Raw genomic sequence first — 22,098 nt, 5'->3', positions numbered from 1 at the left:
AGCGTGAAAAATATGGAAGCGGAAAGAGGAACTTATGAAAAATAATCATTCGTTAGGATGGAATATAGAATGCAGTTTTCGCCAGTTGCCGGACGCATTTTACTCGATCGCAGAACCTAATACCGTCAGTGCGCCACAGCTTGTTATTTCCAATGACAGGCTGGCTGTTTCATTGGGACTTGACGCGTCGCTATTGCAGGCAGAAGATGCCGTGGAGATCTTTTCGGGAAATTCAAAAATAGAAGATATTGAACCGATTGCCCAAGCATATGCAGGTCATCAATTTGGTAATTTTACGATGCTGGGTGACGGGCGTGCGATGCTTCTCGGTGAGCAAGTGACACCACAGGGGCAACGGGTGGACATTCAGCTGAAAGGATCAGGGAGAACACCTTATTCGCGCGGCGGAGACGGACGTGCGGCGCTGGGGCCGATGCTGCGTGAGTATCTGATCAGTGAGGCGATGCATGGACTTGGTATTCCGACAACACGCAGTTTAGCTGTGACAGTGACGGGAGAGCCTGTCTACCGGGAGACCGTCTTGACCGGGGCCGTGCTGACCAGAGTCGCCTCGAGTCACTTGCGTGTCGGTACTTTTCAATTCGCTGCTGCAAGACAAGTAACAGAAGATTTGCAGGCGCTTGCGGACTACGCAATTACGCGCCATGTACCGGAAGCTGCTGATGCCCGGCAGCCCTATTTGTCATTGCTTGAGCACGTTATTAAACGCCAGGCTTCCTTGGTGGCCAAGTGGCAGCTTGCAGGTTTCATTCACGGTGTGATGAATACTGATAATATGACAATCAGCGGTGAGACGATTGACTACGGTCCGTGCGCATTCATGGATACGTATAACTCGCAAACCGTTTTCAGTTCCATTGATGTGCAGGGACGTTATTCATATCGCAATCAGCCGGGTATCGCGGAATGGAATCTGACCCGTTTTGCCGAAACACTCCTGCCTCTCCTTCATGAAGAGAAAGAGGAAGCGGTGAAGCTGGCTGAGAGCAGGCTGGCTGAATTCGCGAAGCTGTATGTCATGGAATGGATGGGCGGAATGCGGTCGAAACTGGGCTTGTTCAATGAAGAAGAGGGCGACGAAACACTTGTAACAGATTTGCTCTCGATCATGGAAAGTCAACAGATGGATTATACGAATACTTTTCGTTCATTAACGCTTGGACAGCAAGAAGCAATGTCTGATGACCCGGAGTTTATGAAGTGGAAAGAGCGATGGACAGCCAGACTGCAGCGTCAGCCTGAAGATTCGCAGGCGGCAGAAGCATTGATGAAACAGTATAATCCTTCAGTAATTCCTAGAAATCACCGGGTGGAAGAAGCGCTGCAGGCAGCGGAAGACGGAGATATGCGGTCTTTTGTAAAGCTGCTGAACGTCCTCGAAAATCCTTACGCATATACAGCAGAACAAGAAGAATATACAGCCCCGCCTTCTGACGGCAGTTCATATCAGACGTATTGTGGAACATAAAAAAAGGTCTTCTGCTGCAGTAAAGGCCAATACTTGGGGAGAAACGTTAAAAAGCATGATACATGGGGACGCAATTCGCAGATGAATTGCTGTCCCCATTTTCGTTGTATCAGTATGCTAGGCGACTATCAATAGTACACCGCCTAAAAAATCACGAGTCAGCCAGTTTCTTTCATTAGGACTCTAAAAATAATTGGAAACGCGGAAAGGCACAAGAAATTCTCAAGCTAAAATACATTATAAGTGAGCAGTTTACTTAATAGATAGGCGATGTAACGCAGCGAACTGCGGATTGTAATTTACTTAAATTAGAGAAGCCGGGGGATAGTACTATGAAAGTAAAAGTGAGCCTTAGTGTATTGGCGATATTATGCAGTATTATGGCGTTTGTATTTTATAATAAAATGATTGTTTATGAAGCAGGGATGGATCATGGTATTCAAGATACGCTAAGAGATAGTGCGCTCTTTTTTGAAAATGAAGAGTACGACTCAGATTATGCAGAGGCGTTATATACACTGTATGGACATGCGGAAATGCAGTATAACTATATGCGTATGACAACAGAATCTAAAATTTACACAGTAGCTCGTATTATGAAGAAGTTTGCTGATCCTGAATTATACGCGCAATTATCGGCTGAACAAAAGTCCAAGGCTGCACACTATTTACGACAGCTGGCCAATGATGAATCGGCCGATTTTGAAAAAGTTTTGCTGCCGTTTTTAAACGAGTTATCAGCCTTGTAGTCTGCCAATTGCGTTTTGAGAACTGAAATTTATCAACTGCCAAGAATGTCTTACGAATTCAACTGTTATTGTTCTGCAATGGAGTGCGATTAGAGAGTAAGTGAAAAGTTGTCACTTAGTTGACTGGAGTGTAAGGCGGCAACACCTGCATGAATGCATAGACACAAGCTATGCCCGCGGAAAGCGTCCGCCTTCAAACATCATACATGATCAAAATCGGTCTTGCGGATAATTCGTACCGATAACAGAATCGACAGCCATGTCACCAAGGCGCTGACGAGAAGGACGGAGAATGCAATAGTCCACTGATTGGCAGTAACAAGTTCTGCGGTCTGACGAAAGAATTGTTGTTCCGTTACCATTCGTGGATTTTCCATGATGTTCAGTATGATTCTGAACGACATCAGGCTCAGTAATGGCAAGATAATTGTCAAAGAAATCGCCAGTACGTAGCCCGCTTTGAATTGCAGGGGATAAAATAGAGAGATAATGATGAAAAAGCATCCCAGTGCGATAAGTAATTCAGGTACCGTCATCATCCGGGCAGGAAATGGCGCAAACGTAGCAAATAAGAAGATATAAACGAGCACCGCGGCTGCGGAAAGGCCGAACCATATGAAACCGGCCGCATACTTAGCCACGACGAATTGTTTTCTGGTGACCGGAAGGCTATTTAATAGTACTGACTCTTTCTCAAAAGCTTTGTTGCTCGTTGAAGTTGCTATGATGTAAGCGGTGAATACCAGCAGTAAGACATGGCGCACCGGCTGACCATCTGTAAAAAAGTTTGTAAAGATGACGAACCACAAGGCCGCTTGGAAATACGTACTCGCTTTTTGCGTATATAAATCTTTTCTGATTAAAGCATTCATTCGGATCCGCTCCTTCCTGTGTAGTACATAATATCTTCAAGTGTCGGTTCTTCAATAAGCAATTCTTGCAGGCGTTCTGCAGAAATCTCCTCGGTATCCGCCAAACAATCAAAGCCGACGTCTGTTGCACGTAATCCGATTACAGGTAAACCAGTCAGCAGACAGCGCTGATCTGCGGTGCCTTTTACTAAGACGTAGCGCTTTGTGAATTCCTCTTTCTCTCCCTGAAAAACAATTCGGCCGTCATGAATGAAAACAATGAAGTCTGCTATTTTCTCCAGATCGGTTGTGATGTGAGTCGAGAAGAAGATGGCTTTTTCCTCATTTTGTATGAGATCTTGCATCATATCGAGCAGTTCCCGCCGTACGATCGGATCCAGCCCGGCTGTGGGTTCATCCATAATAATAAAGTCAGGATGGTGGGAAAGAGCCATCGCCAGTGAAAACTTCATGCGCATTCCTTTCGACAGATGCTTTACACGTTTTGCGGTATTCAGCTGAAACTTCCGCAAATAGTAATAAAATAATTCATCATCCCAATCTGTATAAAAAGGAGCAATTATTCGTTTGTTTTTTTCAATAGTAAGATCCTCATAATAGAAATTTGCATCATAGACGAAACCGATGCGCTGCTTGATCTCCGCTGTATCATGTTCGTGGGACTCGCCGAAAACCCGTATATCTCCTTTTTCAAATCGAATCAAGTCCATCAGACAGCGAATCGTCGTCGTTTTTCCTGCGCCATTTGCCCCGATGAATCCGGTAATGAACCCTTTTTTAATGTCGAAGCTGAGATCATTCAATGCAAAACCCTTGAACTGCTTCGTCAGATTCCGTACTTCAGCTATATTTTCCATTCTCTTCACTCCTCGTATAGTAAAGTCAGCATATGAATGAGTTCTTCAAGGCCTACGTCAAATGCCCGTCCGTCTTCAATCACATTCACCAGCTGTTCCTCGATTTTCTTTAAACGTTCTTCTTTCAAAAGCTCGCGGTTCTGTGCGGCGACGAATGATCCTTTACCCGGAAATGTTTCAATCAGCCCATCCCGTTCTAGTTCTTCATATGCTTTTTTTGTTGTAATTACGCTGATTTGCAAGTCTTTCGCCAGTTTGCGTATAGATGGCAGCGCTTCTTTCTCTTTCAGTGCGCCTAGTAGAATTTGCTCTTTCAGCTGATTCTTAATTTGTAAATAAATCGGCTGGTTCGCTGAATTGGAGATGACAATATTCAATACATCACCTTCTTCCGTTATATACTGTATATGAACAGTATATACAGTGATAACAGTGAAGTCAACAATAAAAAAGCCTCCAGAATGATCTCTGGAAGCTTGCCGCTATCTATTAACCTGTCTGAACCTGGTCGTATGGATAACGATAGGATTCTTTTTTGTTATGAATGAGCAGGAAGAAGAGCGTCAGTGGACCGATACGGCCTAAAAACATTACGAAGCTGAGAATTACTTCACCGGCAGAACTTAGATTACCTGTAATACCTAAAGAAAGCCCCACTGTTCCAAACGCTGATACTGTTTCAAACAGCAAAGGAAAAATAGGCATTCTCTCGGTAATCGTCAGTAAAAATAAAGCGACAAAAACAACACCGGAACTGACTGCACCTATTGCCATGGAACGAAAAACAATCTCAGTTTTAATTGTTCGACGAAAAATATGCGGTTCTTTAATTCCCCTAAAATAGGCTAGAGTCGCTAATACTATAACCAGGAAAGTAGTTAATTTAATACCGGAGGCGGTGGACGCGCTGCCTCCTCCGATGAACATCAGGATAAGAGTAAGCAGAAGTGAAGGTTCTTCCATATCTCCGATAGCCACCATATTAAATCCCGCCGTACGCGGTGTTACGGCCTGAAAATAGGAAGTCCACAATTTTTCAATGAAATGTAAGCTGCCGATTGTTTTCTCATTATGGAACTCCAGGATCAGCAAGAAAAGCGCAGCAACGGTATTCACTGTCAATGTGCCGAAAACCATCATTTTCGTATGCAGCGACCAGTGCTGAACCGATCTCTTTTGGATGATATCCTTCACAACGATAAATCCAATTCCGCCAATAATAAATAATGAGGAAAGAATGAGGGTGACTGCCGGATTTCCTGCGAACGAAGTCAAGTTATCAGGAAATAGAGAAAAACCCGCATTATTGAAGGCGGAGACTGTATGGAAGATGCTGTAGTATAAACCATGTTTCCAGCCGAATTCAGGCACCCACACGATAGATAAAGTGATGAATGCGATGGCTTCAATTACAATGACAAACGTAAGAATCTCACCGACAAATCGTACAGTATCGCCGATAGACTGGTAACTGAATGTTTCCTGGATAAATATCCGATTTTTCATCCCGACTTTCCGCCCCAAAATGATGAGCACTGCAACGGCAAATGCCATTAATCCTACTCCGCCGACTTGAATCAGCAGCAATAATACAACTTTACCGAAAACTGTGAGTGTAGAAGCAATGTCAAACACGCTTAAACCTGTCACTGTCGTAGCCGAAGTGGCGGTAAATAGCGCATCTGTCCAGCTGATCGGCCGCTGTGTGGCGATAGGCAATTTCAAAAGCAATGTGCCGTTTATAATAGTGAACAAAAAGGACAATGCAATGAGAGCAGGGGGAGAAATGCTTTTTCTGCGTTTTGCACTAGTCGTCATGGTCTGCTCAACTCCCCGTCTGTCGAATGAAATACAGCTGCAGGTGCATATCTGGCATAAATTACATTTACAGAAAAGCAATAAAAGAAAACGTAGAGCAAAAAAGACTCGCAGCTCCTATTAATTAAGCAACAAGTCTTCATTTTAAAATTATTGAATATTGTGATATGGTGGTAGACAAAGGAGTGAATGTACATGAGCAAATGCCCAATTGATCACACGGTTCAGGATGTGGCGCAAAAGCTAACAGAGCAGCAGGCATTCATGCCCGAAGAACTGGTGAAAAGCTGTACGTCGTTTTTGGATAAGCCATTGGATCAAGAGACATTAAATGAGATTTTTCATCTGTTAAAAAAATATGACTTGGCAACGGGAGAGGAACGTGCAGAACGGGACTATAAAATGCTGCAATTATTTCGTTGAGGCCAAAATCTATATAGTAAGTCACTGTACGTCACTTTGTAACAGGGAGATCGCAGATTCAAGTAACTGAATATCTTGTAAGATAATCGTTTTGATATCGGCGGGTGCAGTTTGATACTCATCACTAAGCAGCTCAAGTTCTCTGATGAAGATAGAACTTTCATTTACATTATTCATAATTGCAGCCCTCCTTATAAGTCAATTTACCCGCCGTAACGTTGTTTTAAACTGCTTCAGATTCAAATATTTCATTTACATGACATTTTGCTTACTGGCTAACTTGAGGTTTACAGGCTGCCATGTTAACAGAAACTCTTTGGTGCGGCTGCGTCCAATAGACAATAACTCTTCCATTTGCTCTTCGTTTAGGTCAAATTGTGTGGCACTGTAATCTTCCACCGGAATGAAGACGACGTTGTTTTCATGCTGACGTGAGATGTATTTCTCATCATGTGCATTTTTCATTGTGGAAAATAATGCTTCAAATAATTGCAGCGCATTGTGAATGGAACGCCCCGGCACGTCTTTTTGATTTCGGCTTAACTTCAATCCGATGGTCGGCCGCTTTTTGGCCGATGCACCATCAAAAATCCACATAGGGAAATTACTGAGCACACCTCCATCTACAACGATTGTTCCGTTTGGTCCGTCGAGACGCACAGGCTCAAAGAAGTATGGAATACCGCAGCTCATTCTCAGCGCTTTCGCGATCGAAAACTTTTCAGGATTATAACCGTATTGCTCCAGATCATCAGGCAGCACCAGCATCTTGCCGTTCGTTAAATCAGATGCCACTAATTTCAGCGAACCTTCCGGAAGATCGCCAAATGAATAGCAGCCTTTACGGGCAAGCTTATCAAAAAACCAATTCTCCAATTCTTTTCCCTGATACAAACCCATTCTCCAATAAAGCGAGATCCATTTCATAAATGGAAACGGCAACAGCGTTTTTCTAGGATCCAGCAAGGACTGGAAATCTTCTTCAGCCAGCATGATTTCGATTTCATCGGCAGTATAGCCTGCAGCCAAGAAGCTCGCCAAAATTGCCCCCGCACTCGTTCCTGCTACGTTTTCAAATCGATAACCTTGATCATTCAGCTCCTGTACAGCACCGACCAGTGCAAAACCTTTTAATCCGCCGCCTGAAAAAACACCATTTATTCTCACTTCATCCCTGCTTTCGTAGATAATGTTCTTCTACTGTAGAGTCTGAAAGATAAAAATAGAACTGTCTTGTATGAAAATGTATGAAAAGTCTCTTTCAGTGAACTATAATAAAGAATCTATACAAAATCGTACTGGATTCAATCGTATATATTGAGGAGGTGTACAACATGAGCGTTTTAATGCGTATTGCGCTGACATTGGTCATTATTGGCGCGCTTAACTGGGGATTGATTGGATTTTTTAACTTTGATTTAGTTGCCAGTGTGTTTGGAGGCCAAACGACTATTCTTGCAAAGCTTGTCTATGCCATTGTGGGTCTGAGCGGCCTGGTAACGATTGGACTTCTATTTAAATCAAATGAGGAAATCGTAACGGATGTCGAAAGGGAAGTGGAGCCTAACGACCGTTTTGACCGGATTAGAAATGTGAACTACAACACAGAGTTCGGTGAAGAGCTTGATTTAAAAACAAAGCGCAGGAAAGTGGATCGGACACTGGAAGATCCTAAGGATTAATTGAGCAAAGGCTCAAGTAAATGCGCAGTCCGAGTCCGCAGTAGGACAGACAGTTCCTTTTCCAAAAATAAATTTGAAATGAGAAAACACAGTGAAGGATCATTCCTTCACTGTGTTTTTTTCGCGGATCTGCGGATAAAGCTGACATGACGGCCTGCTTGTCTGTCTTCACGATAAGAAAAGCCGTTAGGACTCTGGAAAGTGCAAGTACGGTCGATCGTAATGTGGGCTTCAGGAATTCCTGCCAGTTCACATTGTCTTTTTACTGCCAGCTGATTATCGATATGATACTTTTTGGTTGCTGAATTATAGAAAATGAATTCGTCTGCGTAGCCAAGCTTATGGAACTTCATACAGACATCTTCATCCACCTCGAACTTATCTTGACTGAGCGCAGCGCCAATCTGAACATGGACATGGCTCAGATCACAATGCTCCTCGTGCTGCAGGTGACGAAACAGATTCAACGTAATTTCCTTTACGGTCCCTTGCCATCCGGAATGAATTGCCCCAGTCAGCGTGCTGTGATCGCTGTAAAATAATACAGGCACACAGTCCGCCGTCAAACTGCACAAGACGAGGTTCGGCTCAAATGTATACAGTGCATCTGTATTGGGGATGGCGGTTTCCTGTTTCCATGCACCTTTACCGCGATCACTCTCTGTTACTTTGTGGAAGTTCGCGCTGTGTGTTTGATTGGCAAATACGAAATCCTGTACATCGCACTGTAAGAAATGTGCCAGCTGCCTTCGGTTGCTCATCACATCATCCGCAGATTGGCATGCGTGCAATGCGATGTTATGACATTCCGGTTCTCTGCGGTCTTTCATAGTCATACCCATCAGCAAATTGTCTTGATCTTTATAGATGATTGTTTTCATAGTTTTTGATCCGCATTCAGTAAAAGTTGTGTCAGGATTTTAGTCCCGTAAATTAGCGCGTCTGTGTTGAACGACATTTGCGGGTGATGCAGTCCCGGTTTCAAATCACAGCCCAGACCAATCATTGTTGCTGGAATATGCGGTGTCTTCCATGTATAAAAATGAAAGTCTTCCGCGCCTTGCGAGATGCAGGGGTTCTCTGCGTTTTCTTCTCCCAGCACGGAGGCTATGGCCTGCCGTGCCAGCCTGATGGCATCTGTATTTTCCGTCGCGGCAGGGGAGTAGCCTTCTTCCTTATAGGTGATCTTTGTCTCTGTCAGCGAAGCGGTATTTTGAATGATGTGGCGTGCTTTTTCAAGCAGAGCATCCATCGTGTCATTCGTCTCGGCCCGGACATCCAATGTAAAGCGGGCGCTTGCCGGAACCGAGTTGCTCGTTTCGCCTCCATGCAGTTCCGTCATTTTGATAGAGAATTTTTTATTACCCGTCAAACGGATCTGCATCAGAGCCTGAATGAGGAAACTTGCCGCTTCAATTGGATTATTTCCTTCTTCCGGTCTTGCTGCATGCGCAGGTGTTCCCGTGATCGTGCCTGTAATCGTTGCAGACGAGCCATGCAGAATTGCAGGAGCAGATTTCCCGAACGCAACTTCTGAATGAGGCCGGACATGAATACCGCCTAAGAACAATACATCCTCAAGAACACCTTCCTCCATCATTTGCAGTGCACCTTCCGCCAGTTCCTCTGCAGGCTGGAAAATAAAACGAATCGTATGGCGCAAGTTTGCCTCACTGTTTTTCAATGCCAGCGCAGTATATAACGCCATCGTGCTGTGTGCGTCATGTCCGCATGAATGATTGGCTTTCACTTCTCCGTCGATTTCCTGCACCAGTGCATCCATGTCCGCGCGCAATGCAATAACACCCTCCTTTTTTCCAGCCATTTCTGCAATGAATCCATAGTGGCCCTGATAGGCAGTGATGGTCAATCCGGCAGCTGAGAGTTTATCCTGCAAGTAGCGAGAAGTGTTCCGCTCCTGCCAACTGGGTTCAGCGATGGCGTGCAGCTCCTGATAGGTTTGCAGAATTTGGTCTTTATTCCGTTCAATATAGTGTATCGCATCATTCATGAAAGACTTCCCCCGTTTCCCAAAGTTGATTATTCTCAAAGTAAACCATATTAATTGGAAAACAGCAAAAGTGAAGAAGATTCCTTCAAAATTTATTGACTTTTCAAAACGTTTAATCGAGAATAGTTAAGTAGCAACTTAGACCATCAACGTAAGGAGGAAATGCAGTGAAGAAATTTGTAATTGTGATGAGCATGTTAGCAGGTTTACTCCTCTTAGGCGCATGTTCAAATGACAATGAAAAAGAGACGGGTGCGCCTAAGGAGGAAGGGAACAAAAAAGGTGGCTCGATGATCTATGCAAGAGGAGCGGATTCGGTAGGTTTGGACCCGATCAATATTACAGATGGAGAGTCTATCCGAGTCACTCATGCAATTTTTGAAACATTATTTGAATATGATAAAGATTTGCAGTTACAGCCGAAATTGGCGGAGTCCTATGAAACGAGTGAAGATGGTCTGACATGGACACTTTCACTGAAGACAGGTGTGAAATTTCATGACGGGACGGACTTTAATGCAGACGCAGTAGTATTCAACTTTGAGCGCTGGATGGATCCGGACAATGAATACCATATCGGTGATTTCCCGTACTATCCGTTTTTATACGGCGGATTTAAAGGGGAAGAGAATCATAAGATTGAACATGTGAAAGCAGTCGATGAACAAACAGTCGAGATTAAATTGAAAGAGAAGATTGCGCCGTTCGTCAGCTACTTGGCGATTCCCATGTTCGGCATAGCCAGTCCAGCGGCGATTGAACAATATAATGAGAGATTCTTTGAGAATCCTGTCGGTACAGGTCCATTTGTATTCGATAGTTGGACACGCAATGACAAAATTGTCGTCAAAGCAAATGAAAACTATTATATAGATAATCAGCCGATGCTCGATCAGATAATCTTCACCGTCGTTCCGGATAACTCTACCCGATTGAATGTGCTGTTGAGCGGGGAAGCGGATTTCATTGATGGAATGAATCCGGAAGATGCAAAAACAATTGAAGACAATGAAAATCTGGAACTGGTCAAACGCCCGAGTTTCAATGAAGGATTCATGGTCATGAATACACAGAAAAAACCGTTTGATGATGTGAAAGTCCGACAGGCAATCAATATGGCAATTGATAAACAATCGCTAGTGGACGGGTTTTACAGCGGTTTTGCAGATGTAGCCAAAAATCCGATCCCGCCTTCGCTGTGGGGCTATAATGACGAGATCGAGGATTATGCATTCGACGCGGAGGCTGCGAAAGAATTGCTGGCAGAGGCCGGGTATCCTGATGGCTTTGAGACCGAAATTTGGACGATGAATAATCCGCGTCCTTACTTGCCGCAGCCAATGAAAACAGCGGAAGCGATACAAGCAAACTTGCAGGAAATTGGAGTTAAAGCAAAAATCGTAACGTATGAATGGGCAACGTATTTGGAAAAGACCGGGGAAGGGCAGCATCCGATGGCATTGTTTGGATGGACGGGTGTTATGGCAGATCCGGACAATTTCCTGTACCCGAACCTAAGTAACACCAATATGAAGCCGCCTGCAAATAATCTGGCGTTTTACGACAACAAAGAATTTCAGAACCTCATCGAACAGGCGCGTGTGACATTTGAGGAAAATGAACGAATCGACCTCTACAAAAAAGCGCAGGAAGTATTCCATGAAGATGCTCCATGGGTACCGCTGGCTCACACAACGCCGCCTATCGGCTTTGCTGACTATGTAAAAGGTTTTGAACCGCATCCGATGGAAAATGATAATTATGCGGTTATGTATTTGGATAAGTAGAAACTAGCCGGCAGGGGGTAAAGCCGGCTATTCTTCTATCAGCATAAATAGCCAGTGTGCCAAAAGAGAGTACTTGAGAAGAATGCGTATTGATATTTTTTTATTAAAAAGTTATAGGAATGCAGGGAGGACTGTCGCAATGGGCTTTCCATTGTACCACGTTCTAATTTAATCAAATAACGATTTAAATTGGTTTGATTTCTGAGCACTTTTACAGTATAGTGTAAACTTGCTTGTGCAATTCAGGTCAAGAGGGGGAACTATGAAGAGAATATCAAAAGTCTTTTATATAACCATTGTTTTAATTGTTATAGCGGTAGGTTATGGAGTAATAAATCCAGTTCATTTTGAGAGTATCACGAATGCCGGAAAAGCGCTTGTGGCATCAACTTTCGGATGGTACTACATGTTACTTATGACTGCGCTGTTACTGATCAGTATTTTTATGATATTCAGCCCATACGGTAAAATCCGTTTAGGGAAAGATACAGACCGGCCGCAATTCGCTACAGTTACGTGGATTGCTATGCTATTCTCTGCAGGTATGGGGATTGGTTTGGTGTTCTATGGCGCTGCAGAACCATTATCTCACTATGCCGTACCGGCAACAGAAGACCCGCAAACGCCTGCTGCTTATAAAGAGGCCATGCGGAAAACATTTTTACACTACGGTCTTCACATCTGGTCGCTGTATGGAATGGTCGCATTGGCTCTGGCATACTTCCAGTTTAGAAAAGGCCAGCCCGGCTTGATTTCTGCAACGCTGCAGCCGATTTTTGGAGATAAAACGAAAGGTCCTTTGGGCACTATAATTGACGTACTAGCAGTTTTTGCAACCGCTTTCGGTGTGGCAACATCACTCGGCTTAGGTGCTGTTCAAATTAACGCAGGCTTGAACTACTTATTTGGTTTCTCGATAGGCATGCAATCACAAATTGTCATTGTAACAGTCGTGACGATACTGTTTATTGGATCAGCTTGGTCAGGGTTAAGTAGAGGAATTCGCTATTTGTCCAATACCAACTTGATTTTGGCGGTAGCTCTATTAGGTTTAGTACTTATCCTTGGACCTACATTGCTGATTATGAATATGTTCACTGATTCAGTGGGCGGCTATTTTACAAAACTTATCGATATGAGTATGGGTACAGCTCCGCTCAATGGTGAGAATCGCGGATGGTTAGATGGATGGACGATATTCTATTGGGCTTGGTGGATCTCTTGGTCACCATTCGTCAGTATGTTTATCGCCCGAGTTTCAAAAGGGCGCACAATTCGTGAATTTATGGCAGGTGTACTCCTTGTTCCTTCATTCTTCGCGTTCCTATGGTTCTCTACATTCGGTACAACAGCCATTGAAATGCAAAGTAATGGGACAGCAGATTTAGCTTCATTGAATATTGAAGTAGTTGCATTTGAGATGTTTAACTCAATGCCGTTTTCATTAGTTCTGTCATTGTTTGCGATTCTGCTTGTGACATCGTTCTTCATCACATCGGCTGACTCAGCAACATACGTGTTAGGTATGCAGTCAACATATGGTTCTTTGACGCCGCCGAACTCGGTGAAGGTGATATGGGGTATTATTGTGTCGACGATCGCATTGGTCCTGCTTTCTGCAGGCGGGCTTCTTGCATTGCAGAACACGATTATTATAGCGGCGCTGCCGTTCTCGTTTATCATCGTACTGATGCTGTTTGCATTGTTTAAGTCAATGAATGAAGAGTTAAGTAAAATGAAATAATAAAAAAGGACATGCGATTTTTACACGCATGTCCTTTTTTCATTGGCCATCCGTCATCTGCTGCAGGATTTATACCCACAACGCCTTGTCAGTTTGCTGAATAGAAATTACCGGCTGTTTTTTCATTTCGGAAGTAATTATATGTAGAGGATGGTAAAATAACATATACAGTTTTATTGAGATAACGGAAAAGGAATAGGTGTATACATGAGTTTATTAACAGTAAAAAATATTAGTCACGGTTTTGGTGACCGTGCAATTTTTGATGACGTTTCATTTCGTCTATTAGCAGGTGAACATATAGGATTAGTTGGTGCGAACGGGGAAGGTAAATCTACGTTTATGAATATCATAACGCATCAGCTGGAGCCCGATGCCGGAACTGTTACGTGGTCAAAACGTGTACGTGTCGGTTATTTGGATCAGCATGCGGTACTTAAGCAAGGGATGTCCATTCGTGATGTATTGCGTACGGCCTTTCAATATTTATACGATATGGAAACCGAAATGAATGAGCTCTTTGCGAAGATGGGTGAAGTGGAGCCGGATGAATTGGAAGGCCTGCTGGAAGAGACAGGACAAATACAAGATTCGCTGGAGCAAAGCGGGTTTTATATGATTGATGCAAAAGTGGAAGAAGTGGCAAATGGTCTCGGACTGAATGAGTTTGGACTGGACACAGACGTTAATGATCTGAGCGGCGGCCAGCGTACGAAAGTATTACTTGCAAAACTGCTGCTTGAAAAACCCGATATTTTATTGCTGGATGAGCCGACTAACTATTTGGACGTTGAACATATTGAATGGCTGCGCACGTATTTGCAGGAATATCCCGGTGCGTTTATATTAATCTCCCACGATATTCCGTTTTTGAACAGTGTCATTAACTTGATTTATCATATGGAAAACCAGCAAGTCAATCGTTATCCTGGCGACTACGATGAGTTTTTGCGTGTGCATGAAATGAAGAAGCAGCAAGTGGAAGCAGCGTACAAAAAGCAGCAGAAGGAAATATCCAACCTGAAGGACTTTGTAGCCCGTAATAAAGCAAATGCTGCGACGAGCCGAATGGCCATGTCCCGCCAGAAGAAGCTGGATAAGATGGATGTCATCGAATTGGATTCGGAAAAACCTAAACCGCATTTTGATTTTAAGACCGCAAGAACTCCCGGGAAATATTTATTCGAGACGACGGACTTGGTGATTGGTTATGAAGAACCGTTGTCCAAGCCGTTAAATCTTTCAATGGAACGGGGCCAAAAAATTGCGCTTGCCGGTGCGAATGGCATCGGGAAAACAACACTTCTGAAAAGTATTCTCGGGGAAATACCTGCACTTTCAGGTAAAGTTGAACAAGGCGAGCATTTGTCAATCGGCTACTTTGAGCAAGAAATCAAAACAGATACAGATCGCACATGTCTGGAAGAGATATGGAGTGAATTCCCGCACTTCGCACAATACGAAGTGCGTGCCGCATTGGCTCGTGTCGGATTAACAACGAAGCATATCGAGAGTAAGGTAAAAGTGTTAAGTGGGGGAGAGCGTGCGAAAGTACGTCTATGTAAACTAGTCAATCAAGAAACGAATTTGCTGGTACTGGATGAACCGACTAATCATTTGGATTATGATGCAAAAGAAGAACTGAAACGTGCATTGAAGGAATACAAGGGAAGCATATTGCTTATTTCACACGAACCGGATTTTTATGAAGGTGTTGTATCGACTGTATGGAACGGAGAGTCATGGACGACAAAAATGTTTTAAAAAGTTAATTTGTTCCACGTGAAACAAACGAATCCAGCTAGGCATCAGCCCGGCTGGGTTCGTTTTCTATTTGGCTTGCTATTTCTAAGCAGGAAAGAGTGTATGTTATATTCACTTTTCACTGATTCGTATAGTTTATGTGGCTCACTTTAAAAAATACAGTGTTAGTAAGACGGGCAGTAACATATACTCACAGGGGATGTTTCTGCCGCCGCTTTAGTTATTGTCTAATGATAGACTTTTTTCCAGCTTGCAATGTACGCCCGTTTCATTAGAAAGCGATAGAAAGTATAGAATAGCCGCAAGCCTGACTGTAAACGGAAGATTAAGTCTATTCATTTACTTATACAGCAGAAATACGTAAACTGGTAGTAACAAGTCGGAGGAGGGGAATGGTATGAGTAAACTGGTTCAATCATTTATGGAAGCGGTTTCAGACGTGAAAGACGGTGATACGATTATTGCAGGGGGATTCGGTTTATGCGGGATTCCGGAGAAATCTATTGAAGCGTTACGCGACAGCGGGGTGAAGGATTTGACTGTCGTCAGTAATAACTGCGGAACAGATCATGATGGACTCGGTATGCTGCTTGCCAATAAACAAATTAAAAAGATGATTTCCTCTTATGTGGGAGAGAACAAAATATTTGAAACACAATTTCTAAACGGGGAGCTGGAAGTGGAATTATGCCCTCAAGGAACGCTGGCTGAACGAATCAGGGCAGGCGGCGCAGGAATTCCCGGGTTCTATACGGCAACCGGCGTCGGAACACCTATTGCAGAAGGTAAAGAGACAAGAGACTTCAACGGAAAAACGTATTTATTAGAAGAAGGCATTATAGGGGACTTTGCACTTGTAAAGGCATGGAAAGCGGATACGTTCGGCAATTTGGTTTATCGCAAAACTGCCCGTAATTTTAACCCGCTAGCTGCAATGGCCGGTAAAATTACGATCGCGGAAGCAGAGGAAATCGTGGAAGCGGGAGAGCTGAGTCCGGAAGAAATTCATACACCCGGCATTTACGTGCAGCGATTGCTGCTTGGTAAAGATTATGAAAAACGTATTGAACGCTTAACGGTCAGAAAAGCGTAAAAAGGAGAGGTGACTATGAGTAATACTAGAGAGCTTATCGTCAATCGCGCTGTGCAGGAAATTAAAGACGGCATGAACGTCAATCTTGGCATCGGAATGCCGACACTTGTTGCGAACGTAATCCCTGAAGATATTCATGTGCTGCTGCAGTCTGAAAACGGTCTCCTTGGAATCGGTCCATATCCTGTGGAAGGTCAGGAAGACGCGGACCTGATTAACGCAGGGAAAGAAACTGTTACGACAGTACCAGGTTCATCGTTCTTTGACAGTGCTGAATCATTTGCGATGATCCGCGGAGGCCATATTGATCTGGCAATTTTGGGCGGAATGGAAGTATCCGAAAACGGGGACTTGGCGAACTGGATGATTCCAGGCAAGGTAGTCAAAGGCATGGGCGGTGCGATGGATCTGGTCGCAGGTGCCAAGCGTGTCGTCATCATCATGGATCATGTAAATAAGCATGGTAAATCAAAAGTGAAAAGGAGATGTTCTTTACCATTGACTGGTCAGCGTGTAGTGGACAGACTGATCACGGATTTGGCAGTATTCGATTTTACAGAAGAAGGCATGGTGCTAATTGAAACGTCGCCAGGTGTCACGCTGGAAGAAGTGAGAGACCGAACGGAAGCATCGTATACGGTATCTCCAGACTTTACGATAAAAAGGACCGGAACTCCCTAATCGGGGGGTTCCAGTCCTATTTATTTTTTCAGTAATAAGTAACAAAAATACGGCGCACCAATCAATGACACGATGACGCCTGCCGGAATCCCGTTCGGCTCCAATATATTACGGCCAATTGTATCCGCCAGCAATAACAGAAAACTGCCGAGCAGGATGGCGATAGGCAGGTTCAGCCGATGGCGCGGACCGATTAGAGATTTGGCGATGTGAGGCGCCATCAAACCGATGAATGCGATGCCGCCTGTAACAGATACAGCGGAAGCGGCCAAGGCGACTGCCGTCAGCAATAATATGGCTCTTTCGCGTTCAATCGACACACCGATTCCTGTCGCAACAGCTTCATTCAAACCGAGCATGTCAAGCCGGTGTGCCTTAAATAATGTGAAAGGAATCAAAATCAGCAGCCAAGGCAGCAATGCCCAAATATATAGCCAATCGTCCCCCCATATATTACCGGCCAGCCAACGGGCAATGAAATCGACTTTTTCATTATCTGCTGAAGAAACGAGGACAATCATGACACCGGAGAGTGCCATGGAAAAACCGATCCCGACCAGAACGAGCCGCATTGGCTGAAGTCCAGTTTTGCGATTGTATGCAAAGAGATAAATCAGGATGGATGTCGCGACGGCGCCGGCAAATCCGACCAGCGGTAACAATACAGAGAAAATTCCTGCGTCTATCGGGAAAAACAGAAAGAAAACGGCGATGGCAGCTCCGGCCCCTGAATTAATTCCGATGATTCCAGGGTCAGCCAGGTCGTTTCGTGTGATTCCCTGCAGAATAGCACCGGATAAAGCGAGTGCAGCACCTGCAAGTATGGTCAAAATAATGCGGGGGAGCCGGATGGAATACAGCACGAATTCTTCTTTGAACGTCCCTTGTCCAAGTAGCGCGGGAACTATCCTCTTCCATTCAAGTGATGCGTATCCAAGACCCATTGCGATCGTGCTTAACAGCAGGATTAATAAAACAAATACACCAATCAAGAAGCGTTGTTTTTTTCGTATATGCGGAAGAATCATGAGAATGCTCGGCCTCCTCTGCGTACGATTAAAAGAAAGAACGGCAGTCCAATAATTGCAACTAGCGCGGCAACAGGCGTTTCAAAAGGTGCCTGCAATGTCCGGCCCAGTATGTCTGCCAGCAGCATGAACGTTCCGCCGGCCGCAGCAGAGAACGGAATAATGAACCGATAGTCCGTCCCGACGATAGCACGAACAATATGAGGAATCATTAAACCGACGAATGCCAGATTCCCCGCAAGAGCCACAGCTGCCCCGGCCAGTAAAATAATAATGATAAATAGCATGACTTTTACTTTGAATGTGTTTTGTCCAAGCCCGATCGCCACTTCTTCATTCAAACTTAACAGAGTTAGCTGACGGGAGAGAAGAATTGCCATGAAAATACCTGCCAGAATCACAGGAGCGATGGTCTGAAGCTGAGTCCATGTTGTTCCGATCAAGCCACCTGCAGTCCACATCGAAGTATTTTTGGAAATCTTGAAATACAACCCAACGCCTTCTGCTATAGCAAATAAGAAGGTTGATACTGCGGCGCCGGCCAAAATCAGACGAATTGGAGAAAAACCGCCGCGCTTGGCGGAAGCAATCCCGAATACGAAAAGGGCGCCTGCGGCAGATCCGATAAAGCAGGCTGTCATGATACCAAAGTAATTAATAGACGGGATGAATGCCAGTGCAATTGCCAACGCCGCATTAGCCCCTGCAGTCAGTCCAAGTAAACCGGGATCGGCCAGTGGATTACGCGTCATGCCCTGCATGATTGCACCGGAAATGGCCAATGCAGCTCCGACCAGCACAGCACCGACTTCCCGGGGCATTCGAATTTCTTTCAGCAGCAGAGCATTTTTATCACTGCTGTCTGTAAACGACAGCCAAATATCATGCCAAGAAGTTTGGGCGGCACCCAGCTTCATCGAACAGACGAACACTATCAACAGAAGCAGTATACATGCCAGCAATTTACTGCCAAAAGAAAAAAGTTTTTTGTTTGGCTGTTCGGTCATATCGATCTGCTCCTTTCCTTTCATAAGAAAAGAGGCACTTCAGAAGTCGAAGGCCCCTTCACTTTATAGAGAACGCCATGCTGTAATGCATTCTCCTGACATCAGCGTTTACTTAGTTTCTAAAAAGTGCTCCTTGAAGAACTCTAATTGATAATCAAGTGTAAGCGGATCGTTAAAATAGAATTCCTCGCCATTTACTTCAAATACTTGATGGTTTTTCACAGCGGGGATGTTTTTGTATGTTTCTGTTTCCATGAAGGAATTATCTGCAGCATTAAATTTGCTCAAAATCATATAATCACCGGCAAACTCGGGCAGCACTTCGGTAGATAAAGCATAATAACCAGCTTCTAGCGCCATCTCTTTTACTTTCTCCGGCATGGCCAGTTTCATTTCCTGATATAGGATCTCCGTTCCTCTGCCCCAGTTATCGCCGTATACATATAACTGTTTGTCGAAATTTTCGACAACTGAAACGGTAGTGTCTTCACCAATTTTAGCTTTGATCTCTTCTCCGGCAGCCTGTGCACGTTGTTTAAAATCCTCTACCCATTTCGTTGCTTCTTCTTCTTTATTCAACAGCTTTCCAATCTCGATATGCTGCGTCAGATAATCGACTTTTCCGTAAGTAAACGTAACGGTTGGGGCAATTTCTTTTAATTTATCAATATTTTTAGCGGTATTGTATCCAATAATTAAATCCGGATCCAGTTCAATAATCTTTTCGATATTTTCATCCGACACTTCTTCTATTTCACCAAGAACAGAGTCAAAGCGCGGATTCATCTTTGACCATGAATCTACTCCGACTATATCCACATCGAGCGCCATAATATTTCCGGCAAAGCTTAATGCGATAACGCGCTTCGGGTCAGCCGGAACTTCTACCGGCCCGTCTTCAGATTCATAAGTAATCGTGCCGCTTGCTTCTTCTTTCGCGGGTGCTTCTTCTTTTGCAGGCTCATCCTGCTTATTGCCGCATGCTCCTAAAGCTACTATGAGCAGGAAAAGGACGGGCAGTAAAAATCTCTTCATCTGTTATTCGTCTCCTTTGAGTAAATCATATGTGATGCACAACGGTTTTCCCGTTCTTGGATCCATCCCAATTTCTGCGTCGATTCTAAATACTTTCCGCAAGATATCTGGCCGTATGACTTCTTCGCACATGCCGGCCTGTACAATTTCTCCGTCTTTCATCGCGATGATGAAATCGGCAAAACGTGCTGCCTGATTTAAGTCGTGAAGCACCATGATGATTGTGCGCTGCTGTTCGGCATTGAGTTTTTGCAGCAGCTCCAGTACTTCCAGCTGATGGGCCATATCCAGATAGGTGGTCGGCTCATCCAGGAAGATGATATCTGTTTCCTGAGCAAGTGCCATCGCAATCCAGACACGCTGACGCTGGCCGCCCGATAGTGCGTCGACTTGCCGATGTTTGAAATCAGCTGTATTGGTGACATCCAGCGCCCAATTAATCACATCCATATCGCGGGCAGTCAGACGGCCCATCGCATTTTGATAGGGGAACCTGCCGTAGGACACCAATTCTCCAACCGTTAATCCGCTGGCGGCCTCTTGCGTTTGGGGAAGGATTGCGAGTTTTTGTGCAAGCTGTTTTGTTTTTTGTTTTACGATAGTTCCGCCATCCAAAATAATCTCTCCAGATTGGTGAGGAATCAGGCGGGTAACAGCTTTTAGGAAAGTCGACTTGCCGCATCCATTCGCCCCGATGATCGCGGTTACTTTCTTGTCGGGTATTTTAACCGACAGTCCTTTCACAATCAGCCGGTCATCATATGAAACTTGAAGATTATCTGTATACAAGCGAACCATTTCCTGAACTCCAACCTTTCCTACTAAATAATCATTGATAATGATTATCAGTATCAGTACAATGAAAACTATAGATTGAAAGACTGCCGATGTCAATAACTTTTTAAAGGGAGAAGATGAAATGAAGCAAAATGAGCTACTGGATGTAACGATTATTGGCGGCGGACCTGCGGGGTTATATGCTGCATTTTATAGTGGATTGCGTGAAATGAAGGCAAAAATTATTGAATATCAGCCGCAGCTTGGCGGAAAGATTCATGTCTACCCAGAAAAAATGATATGGGACATAGGCGGCATTACACCGGCACCTGGAGCACAGATCATTGAACAGCTTGTGACGCAAGGACTCACATTTAATCCGGAGGTTGTGCTCAATGAAAAAATCGTAAAGATCGAAAAGACTTCGGACAATTATTTTGCCTTGCACGGCACTGCTGGAACGGTTCACTACAGCAAGACAGTCATTTTGGCTACAGGGACCGGCATATTAAATCCTCAGAAGATTGAAGTGGAAGGTGCAGAACGCTTTGAAGTGACAAATTTGAACTATACGGTAAAGTCATTGGGGAGATTTAAAGACAAGACTGTTCTAATTTCTGGCGGCGGCAACGCAGCAATCGACTGGGCGAATGAACTGCAGCCTATTGCAAAGAAAGTGTATCTTACCTATCGTAAAGACCAATTGAACGGTCACGAAGCGCAAGTTCGGCAATTGCTTGAGAGCGGTGTCGTCTGTCATTTCAATACGAATATTGTCCGGTTTATCGCATCTGACGATCACACGGCAATAGAAAAAGTGGAATTGCAGCACAACAAGGGTGGCACAGCAGCAATGATTGCTGTGGATGAAGTAATCATTAATCACGGATATGAGCGAGATACTTCGCTGATTGGCAATCAGCAGCTCGGCATGGAACTGACAGAGCATCAGCAAATTGCGGGATCCTGCACAAGTGCTACATCCGTAGAAGGTTTATATGCGGCGGGAGATGTACTGAGTCATGATGGCAAGCTGCATTTAATCGCGGGAGCTTTCCAAGATGCTGCAAATGCTGTGAACTGCGCCAAGACTTATATTGATCCGGAAGCGAATCAAAACGGTATGGTTTCATCCCATAATGAGCTGTTCAAAGAACGAAACCGTGAATTAGTGAAACAGCTGATATAATTAAAAAAATAACTGACCGACGAAATGTAAAATTGTCGGTCAGTTATTTTTTTTATGCAATATAAAAACTTTCAATCGGACCTGATGAGCGA

General features: G+C 44.2%; 22 protein-coding genes. 10 read left to right on the top strand and 12 right to left on the bottom strand.

All coding sequences use genetic code 11. From position 1 onward, the window contains the following. Positions 1-34: 34 nt before the first annotated feature. Both SporoP37_RS09235 and SporoP37_RS09230 read left to right on the top strand, forming a co-directional pair. A complete protein-coding gene (locus SporoP37_RS09235) occupies positions 35-1,489 on the top strand; it encodes a protein adenylyltransferase SelO (protein WP_085430789.1) in 1,455 nt (484 codons plus the stop codon). Between the two features lie 332 nt (positions 1,490-1,821). Continuing rightward, a complete protein-coding gene (locus SporoP37_RS09230; RefSeq protein ID WP_081243386.1) occupies positions 1,822-2,238 on the top strand; it encodes a hypothetical protein in 417 nt (138 codons plus the stop codon). A gap of 200 nt (positions 2,239-2,438) precedes the next feature. Here the strand turns inward: SporoP37_RS09230 and SporoP37_RS09225 are convergent, their stop codons facing one another. The 4 genes from SporoP37_RS09225 to SporoP37_RS09210 form a co-directional block, all read right to left on the bottom strand. Beyond that, positions 2,439-3,110, bottom strand: a complete 672-nt coding sequence (locus SporoP37_RS09225) for an ABC-2 transporter permease (RefSeq protein ID WP_081243385.1) — start codon at positions 3,108-3,110, stop codon at positions 2,439-2,441. Continuing rightward, positions 3,107-3,967 (bottom strand): ABC transporter ATP-binding protein, encoded by an 861-nt coding sequence (locus tag SporoP37_RS09220; RefSeq protein WP_085430788.1) that lies wholly within the window; start codon positions 3,965-3,967, stop codon positions 3,107-3,109. The genes SporoP37_RS09225 and SporoP37_RS09220 overlap by 4 nt, the downstream gene beginning before the upstream one ends. Before the next feature lie 5 nt (positions 3,968-3,972). Further along, entirely contained in the window at positions 3,973-4,344 is a 372-nt protein-coding gene (locus SporoP37_RS09215) for a GntR family transcriptional regulator (protein WP_081243383.1), read from the bottom strand. 112 nt (positions 4,345-4,456) lie between these two features. Next, positions 4,457-5,785, bottom strand: a complete 1,329-nt coding sequence (locus SporoP37_RS09210) for a TrkH family potassium uptake protein (RefSeq protein WP_085430787.1) — start codon at positions 5,783-5,785, stop codon at positions 4,457-4,459. A gap of 195 nt (positions 5,786-5,980) precedes the next feature. Between SporoP37_RS09210 and SporoP37_RS09205 the strand changes: the two genes are divergently transcribed. After that, positions 5,981-6,208, top strand: coding sequence for a group-specific protein (locus SporoP37_RS09205; RefSeq protein ID WP_085430786.1), 228 nt, complete (start codon positions 5,981-5,983; stop codon positions 6,206-6,208). A 21-nt stretch (positions 6,209-6,229) separates the two neighbouring features. Here SporoP37_RS09205 and SporoP37_RS16935 read toward each other — a convergent pair whose 3' ends face one another. Together SporoP37_RS16935 and SporoP37_RS09200 are read right to left on the bottom strand one after the other, a co-directional pair. Beyond that, positions 6,230-6,385 (bottom strand): hypothetical protein, encoded by a 156-nt coding sequence (locus SporoP37_RS16935; protein ID WP_155961327.1) that lies wholly within the window; start codon positions 6,383-6,385, stop codon positions 6,230-6,232. 75 nt (positions 6,386-6,460) lie between these two features. Next, positions 6,461-7,375 (bottom strand): patatin-like phospholipase family protein, encoded by a 915-nt coding sequence (locus tag SporoP37_RS09200; protein WP_085430785.1) that lies wholly within the window; start codon positions 7,373-7,375, stop codon positions 6,461-6,463. A 167-nt stretch (positions 7,376-7,542) separates the two neighbouring features. On the opposite strand from SporoP37_RS09200, the gene SporoP37_RS09195 reads away from it, so the two are divergent. Continuing rightward, entirely contained in the window at positions 7,543-7,890 is a 348-nt protein-coding gene (locus SporoP37_RS09195) for a DUF378 domain-containing protein (protein WP_081243379.1), read from the top strand. 107 nt (positions 7,891-7,997) lie between these two features. On the opposite strand, the gene pgeF is transcribed toward SporoP37_RS09195, so the two are convergent. Then, complete coding sequence (gene pgeF / locus SporoP37_RS09190) at positions 7,998-8,771, bottom strand: peptidoglycan editing factor PgeF (RefSeq protein ID WP_081243378.1); 774 nt, start codon at positions 8,769-8,771, stop codon at positions 7,998-8,000. After that, complete coding sequence (locus SporoP37_RS09185; RefSeq protein WP_085430784.1) at positions 8,768-9,901, bottom strand: amidohydrolase; 1,134 nt, start codon at positions 9,899-9,901, stop codon at positions 8,768-8,770. The genes pgeF and SporoP37_RS09185 overlap by 4 nt, the downstream gene beginning before the upstream one ends. Before the next feature lie 188 nt (positions 9,902-10,089). On the opposite strand from SporoP37_RS09185, the gene SporoP37_RS09180 reads away from it, so the two are divergent. The 5 genes from SporoP37_RS09180 (at position 10,090) to SporoP37_RS09160 (ending at position 16,970) form a co-directional block, all read left to right on the top strand. Beyond that, positions 10,090-11,688 carry an ABC transporter substrate-binding protein gene (locus tag SporoP37_RS09180; protein ID WP_081244810.1) on the top strand — a complete coding sequence of 533 codons (1,599 nt, stop codon included), beginning with the start codon at positions 10,090-10,092 and terminating at the stop codon, positions 11,686-11,688. 262 nt (positions 11,689-11,950) lie between these two features. Then, complete coding sequence (locus SporoP37_RS09175; protein WP_081243376.1) at positions 11,951-13,432, top strand: BCCT family transporter; 1,482 nt, start codon at positions 11,951-11,953, stop codon at positions 13,430-13,432. A 207-nt stretch (positions 13,433-13,639) separates the two neighbouring features. Continuing rightward, entirely contained in the window at positions 13,640-15,196 is a 1,557-nt protein-coding gene (locus SporoP37_RS09170; protein WP_081243375.1) for an ABC-F family ATP-binding cassette domain-containing protein, read from the top strand. A gap of 397 nt (positions 15,197-15,593) precedes the next feature. Next, positions 15,594-16,289, top strand: a complete 696-nt coding sequence (locus SporoP37_RS09165) for a CoA transferase subunit A (protein ID WP_085430783.1) — start codon at positions 15,594-15,596, stop codon at positions 16,287-16,289. Positions 16,290-16,304: 15 nt separating this feature from the next. Continuing rightward, positions 16,305-16,970 carry a CoA transferase subunit B gene (locus tag SporoP37_RS09160; RefSeq protein ID WP_081243373.1) on the top strand — a complete coding sequence of 222 codons (666 nt, stop codon included), beginning with the start codon at positions 16,305-16,307 and terminating at the stop codon, positions 16,968-16,970. A gap of 20 nt (positions 16,971-16,990) precedes the next feature. On the opposite strand, the gene SporoP37_RS09155 is transcribed toward SporoP37_RS09160, so the two are convergent. The 4 genes from SporoP37_RS09155 to SporoP37_RS09140 all read right to left on the bottom strand — a co-directional run bounded on the left by SporoP37_RS09155 (position 16,991) and on the right by SporoP37_RS09140 (position 20,838). After that, on the bottom strand, positions 16,991-17,998 hold the full coding sequence (locus SporoP37_RS09155) for a FecCD family ABC transporter permease (protein WP_085430782.1): 1,008 nt from the start codon (positions 17,996-17,998) through the stop codon (positions 16,991-16,993). After that, positions 17,995-19,005, bottom strand: a complete 1,011-nt coding sequence (locus SporoP37_RS09150) for a FecCD family ABC transporter permease (protein ID WP_099662698.1) — start codon at positions 19,003-19,005, stop codon at positions 17,995-17,997. Before SporoP37_RS09150 ends, SporoP37_RS09155 begins: the two co-directional genes overlap by 4 nt. 108 nt (positions 19,006-19,113) lie before the next feature. Further along, positions 19,114-20,040 (bottom strand): iron-hydroxamate ABC transporter substrate-binding protein, encoded by a 927-nt coding sequence (locus SporoP37_RS09145; RefSeq protein WP_081243370.1) that lies wholly within the window; start codon positions 20,038-20,040, stop codon positions 19,114-19,116. Positions 20,041-20,043: 3 nt separating this feature from the next. Beyond that, positions 20,044-20,838 (bottom strand): ABC transporter ATP-binding protein, encoded by a 795-nt coding sequence (locus SporoP37_RS09140; protein WP_081243369.1) that lies wholly within the window; start codon positions 20,836-20,838, stop codon positions 20,044-20,046. 121 nt (positions 20,839-20,959) lie between these two features. Here SporoP37_RS09140 and SporoP37_RS09135 point away from each other — a divergent pair, with 121 nt between their 5' ends. Continuing rightward, a complete protein-coding gene (locus SporoP37_RS09135) occupies positions 20,960-22,006 on the top strand; it encodes an NAD(P)/FAD-dependent oxidoreductase (protein WP_081243368.1) in 1,047 nt (348 codons plus the stop codon). Positions 22,007-22,098: the final 92 nt, after the last annotated feature.

Origin of the sequence: Sporosarcina sp. P37 (assembly GCF_002109365.1) — a bacterium.
Classification (GTDB): domain Bacteria; phylum Bacillota; class Bacilli; order Bacillales_A; family Planococcaceae; genus Sporosarcina.
Note: the sequence above shows the minus strand (reverse complement) of the source record. Positions and strands in the feature narration are given on the sequence as shown.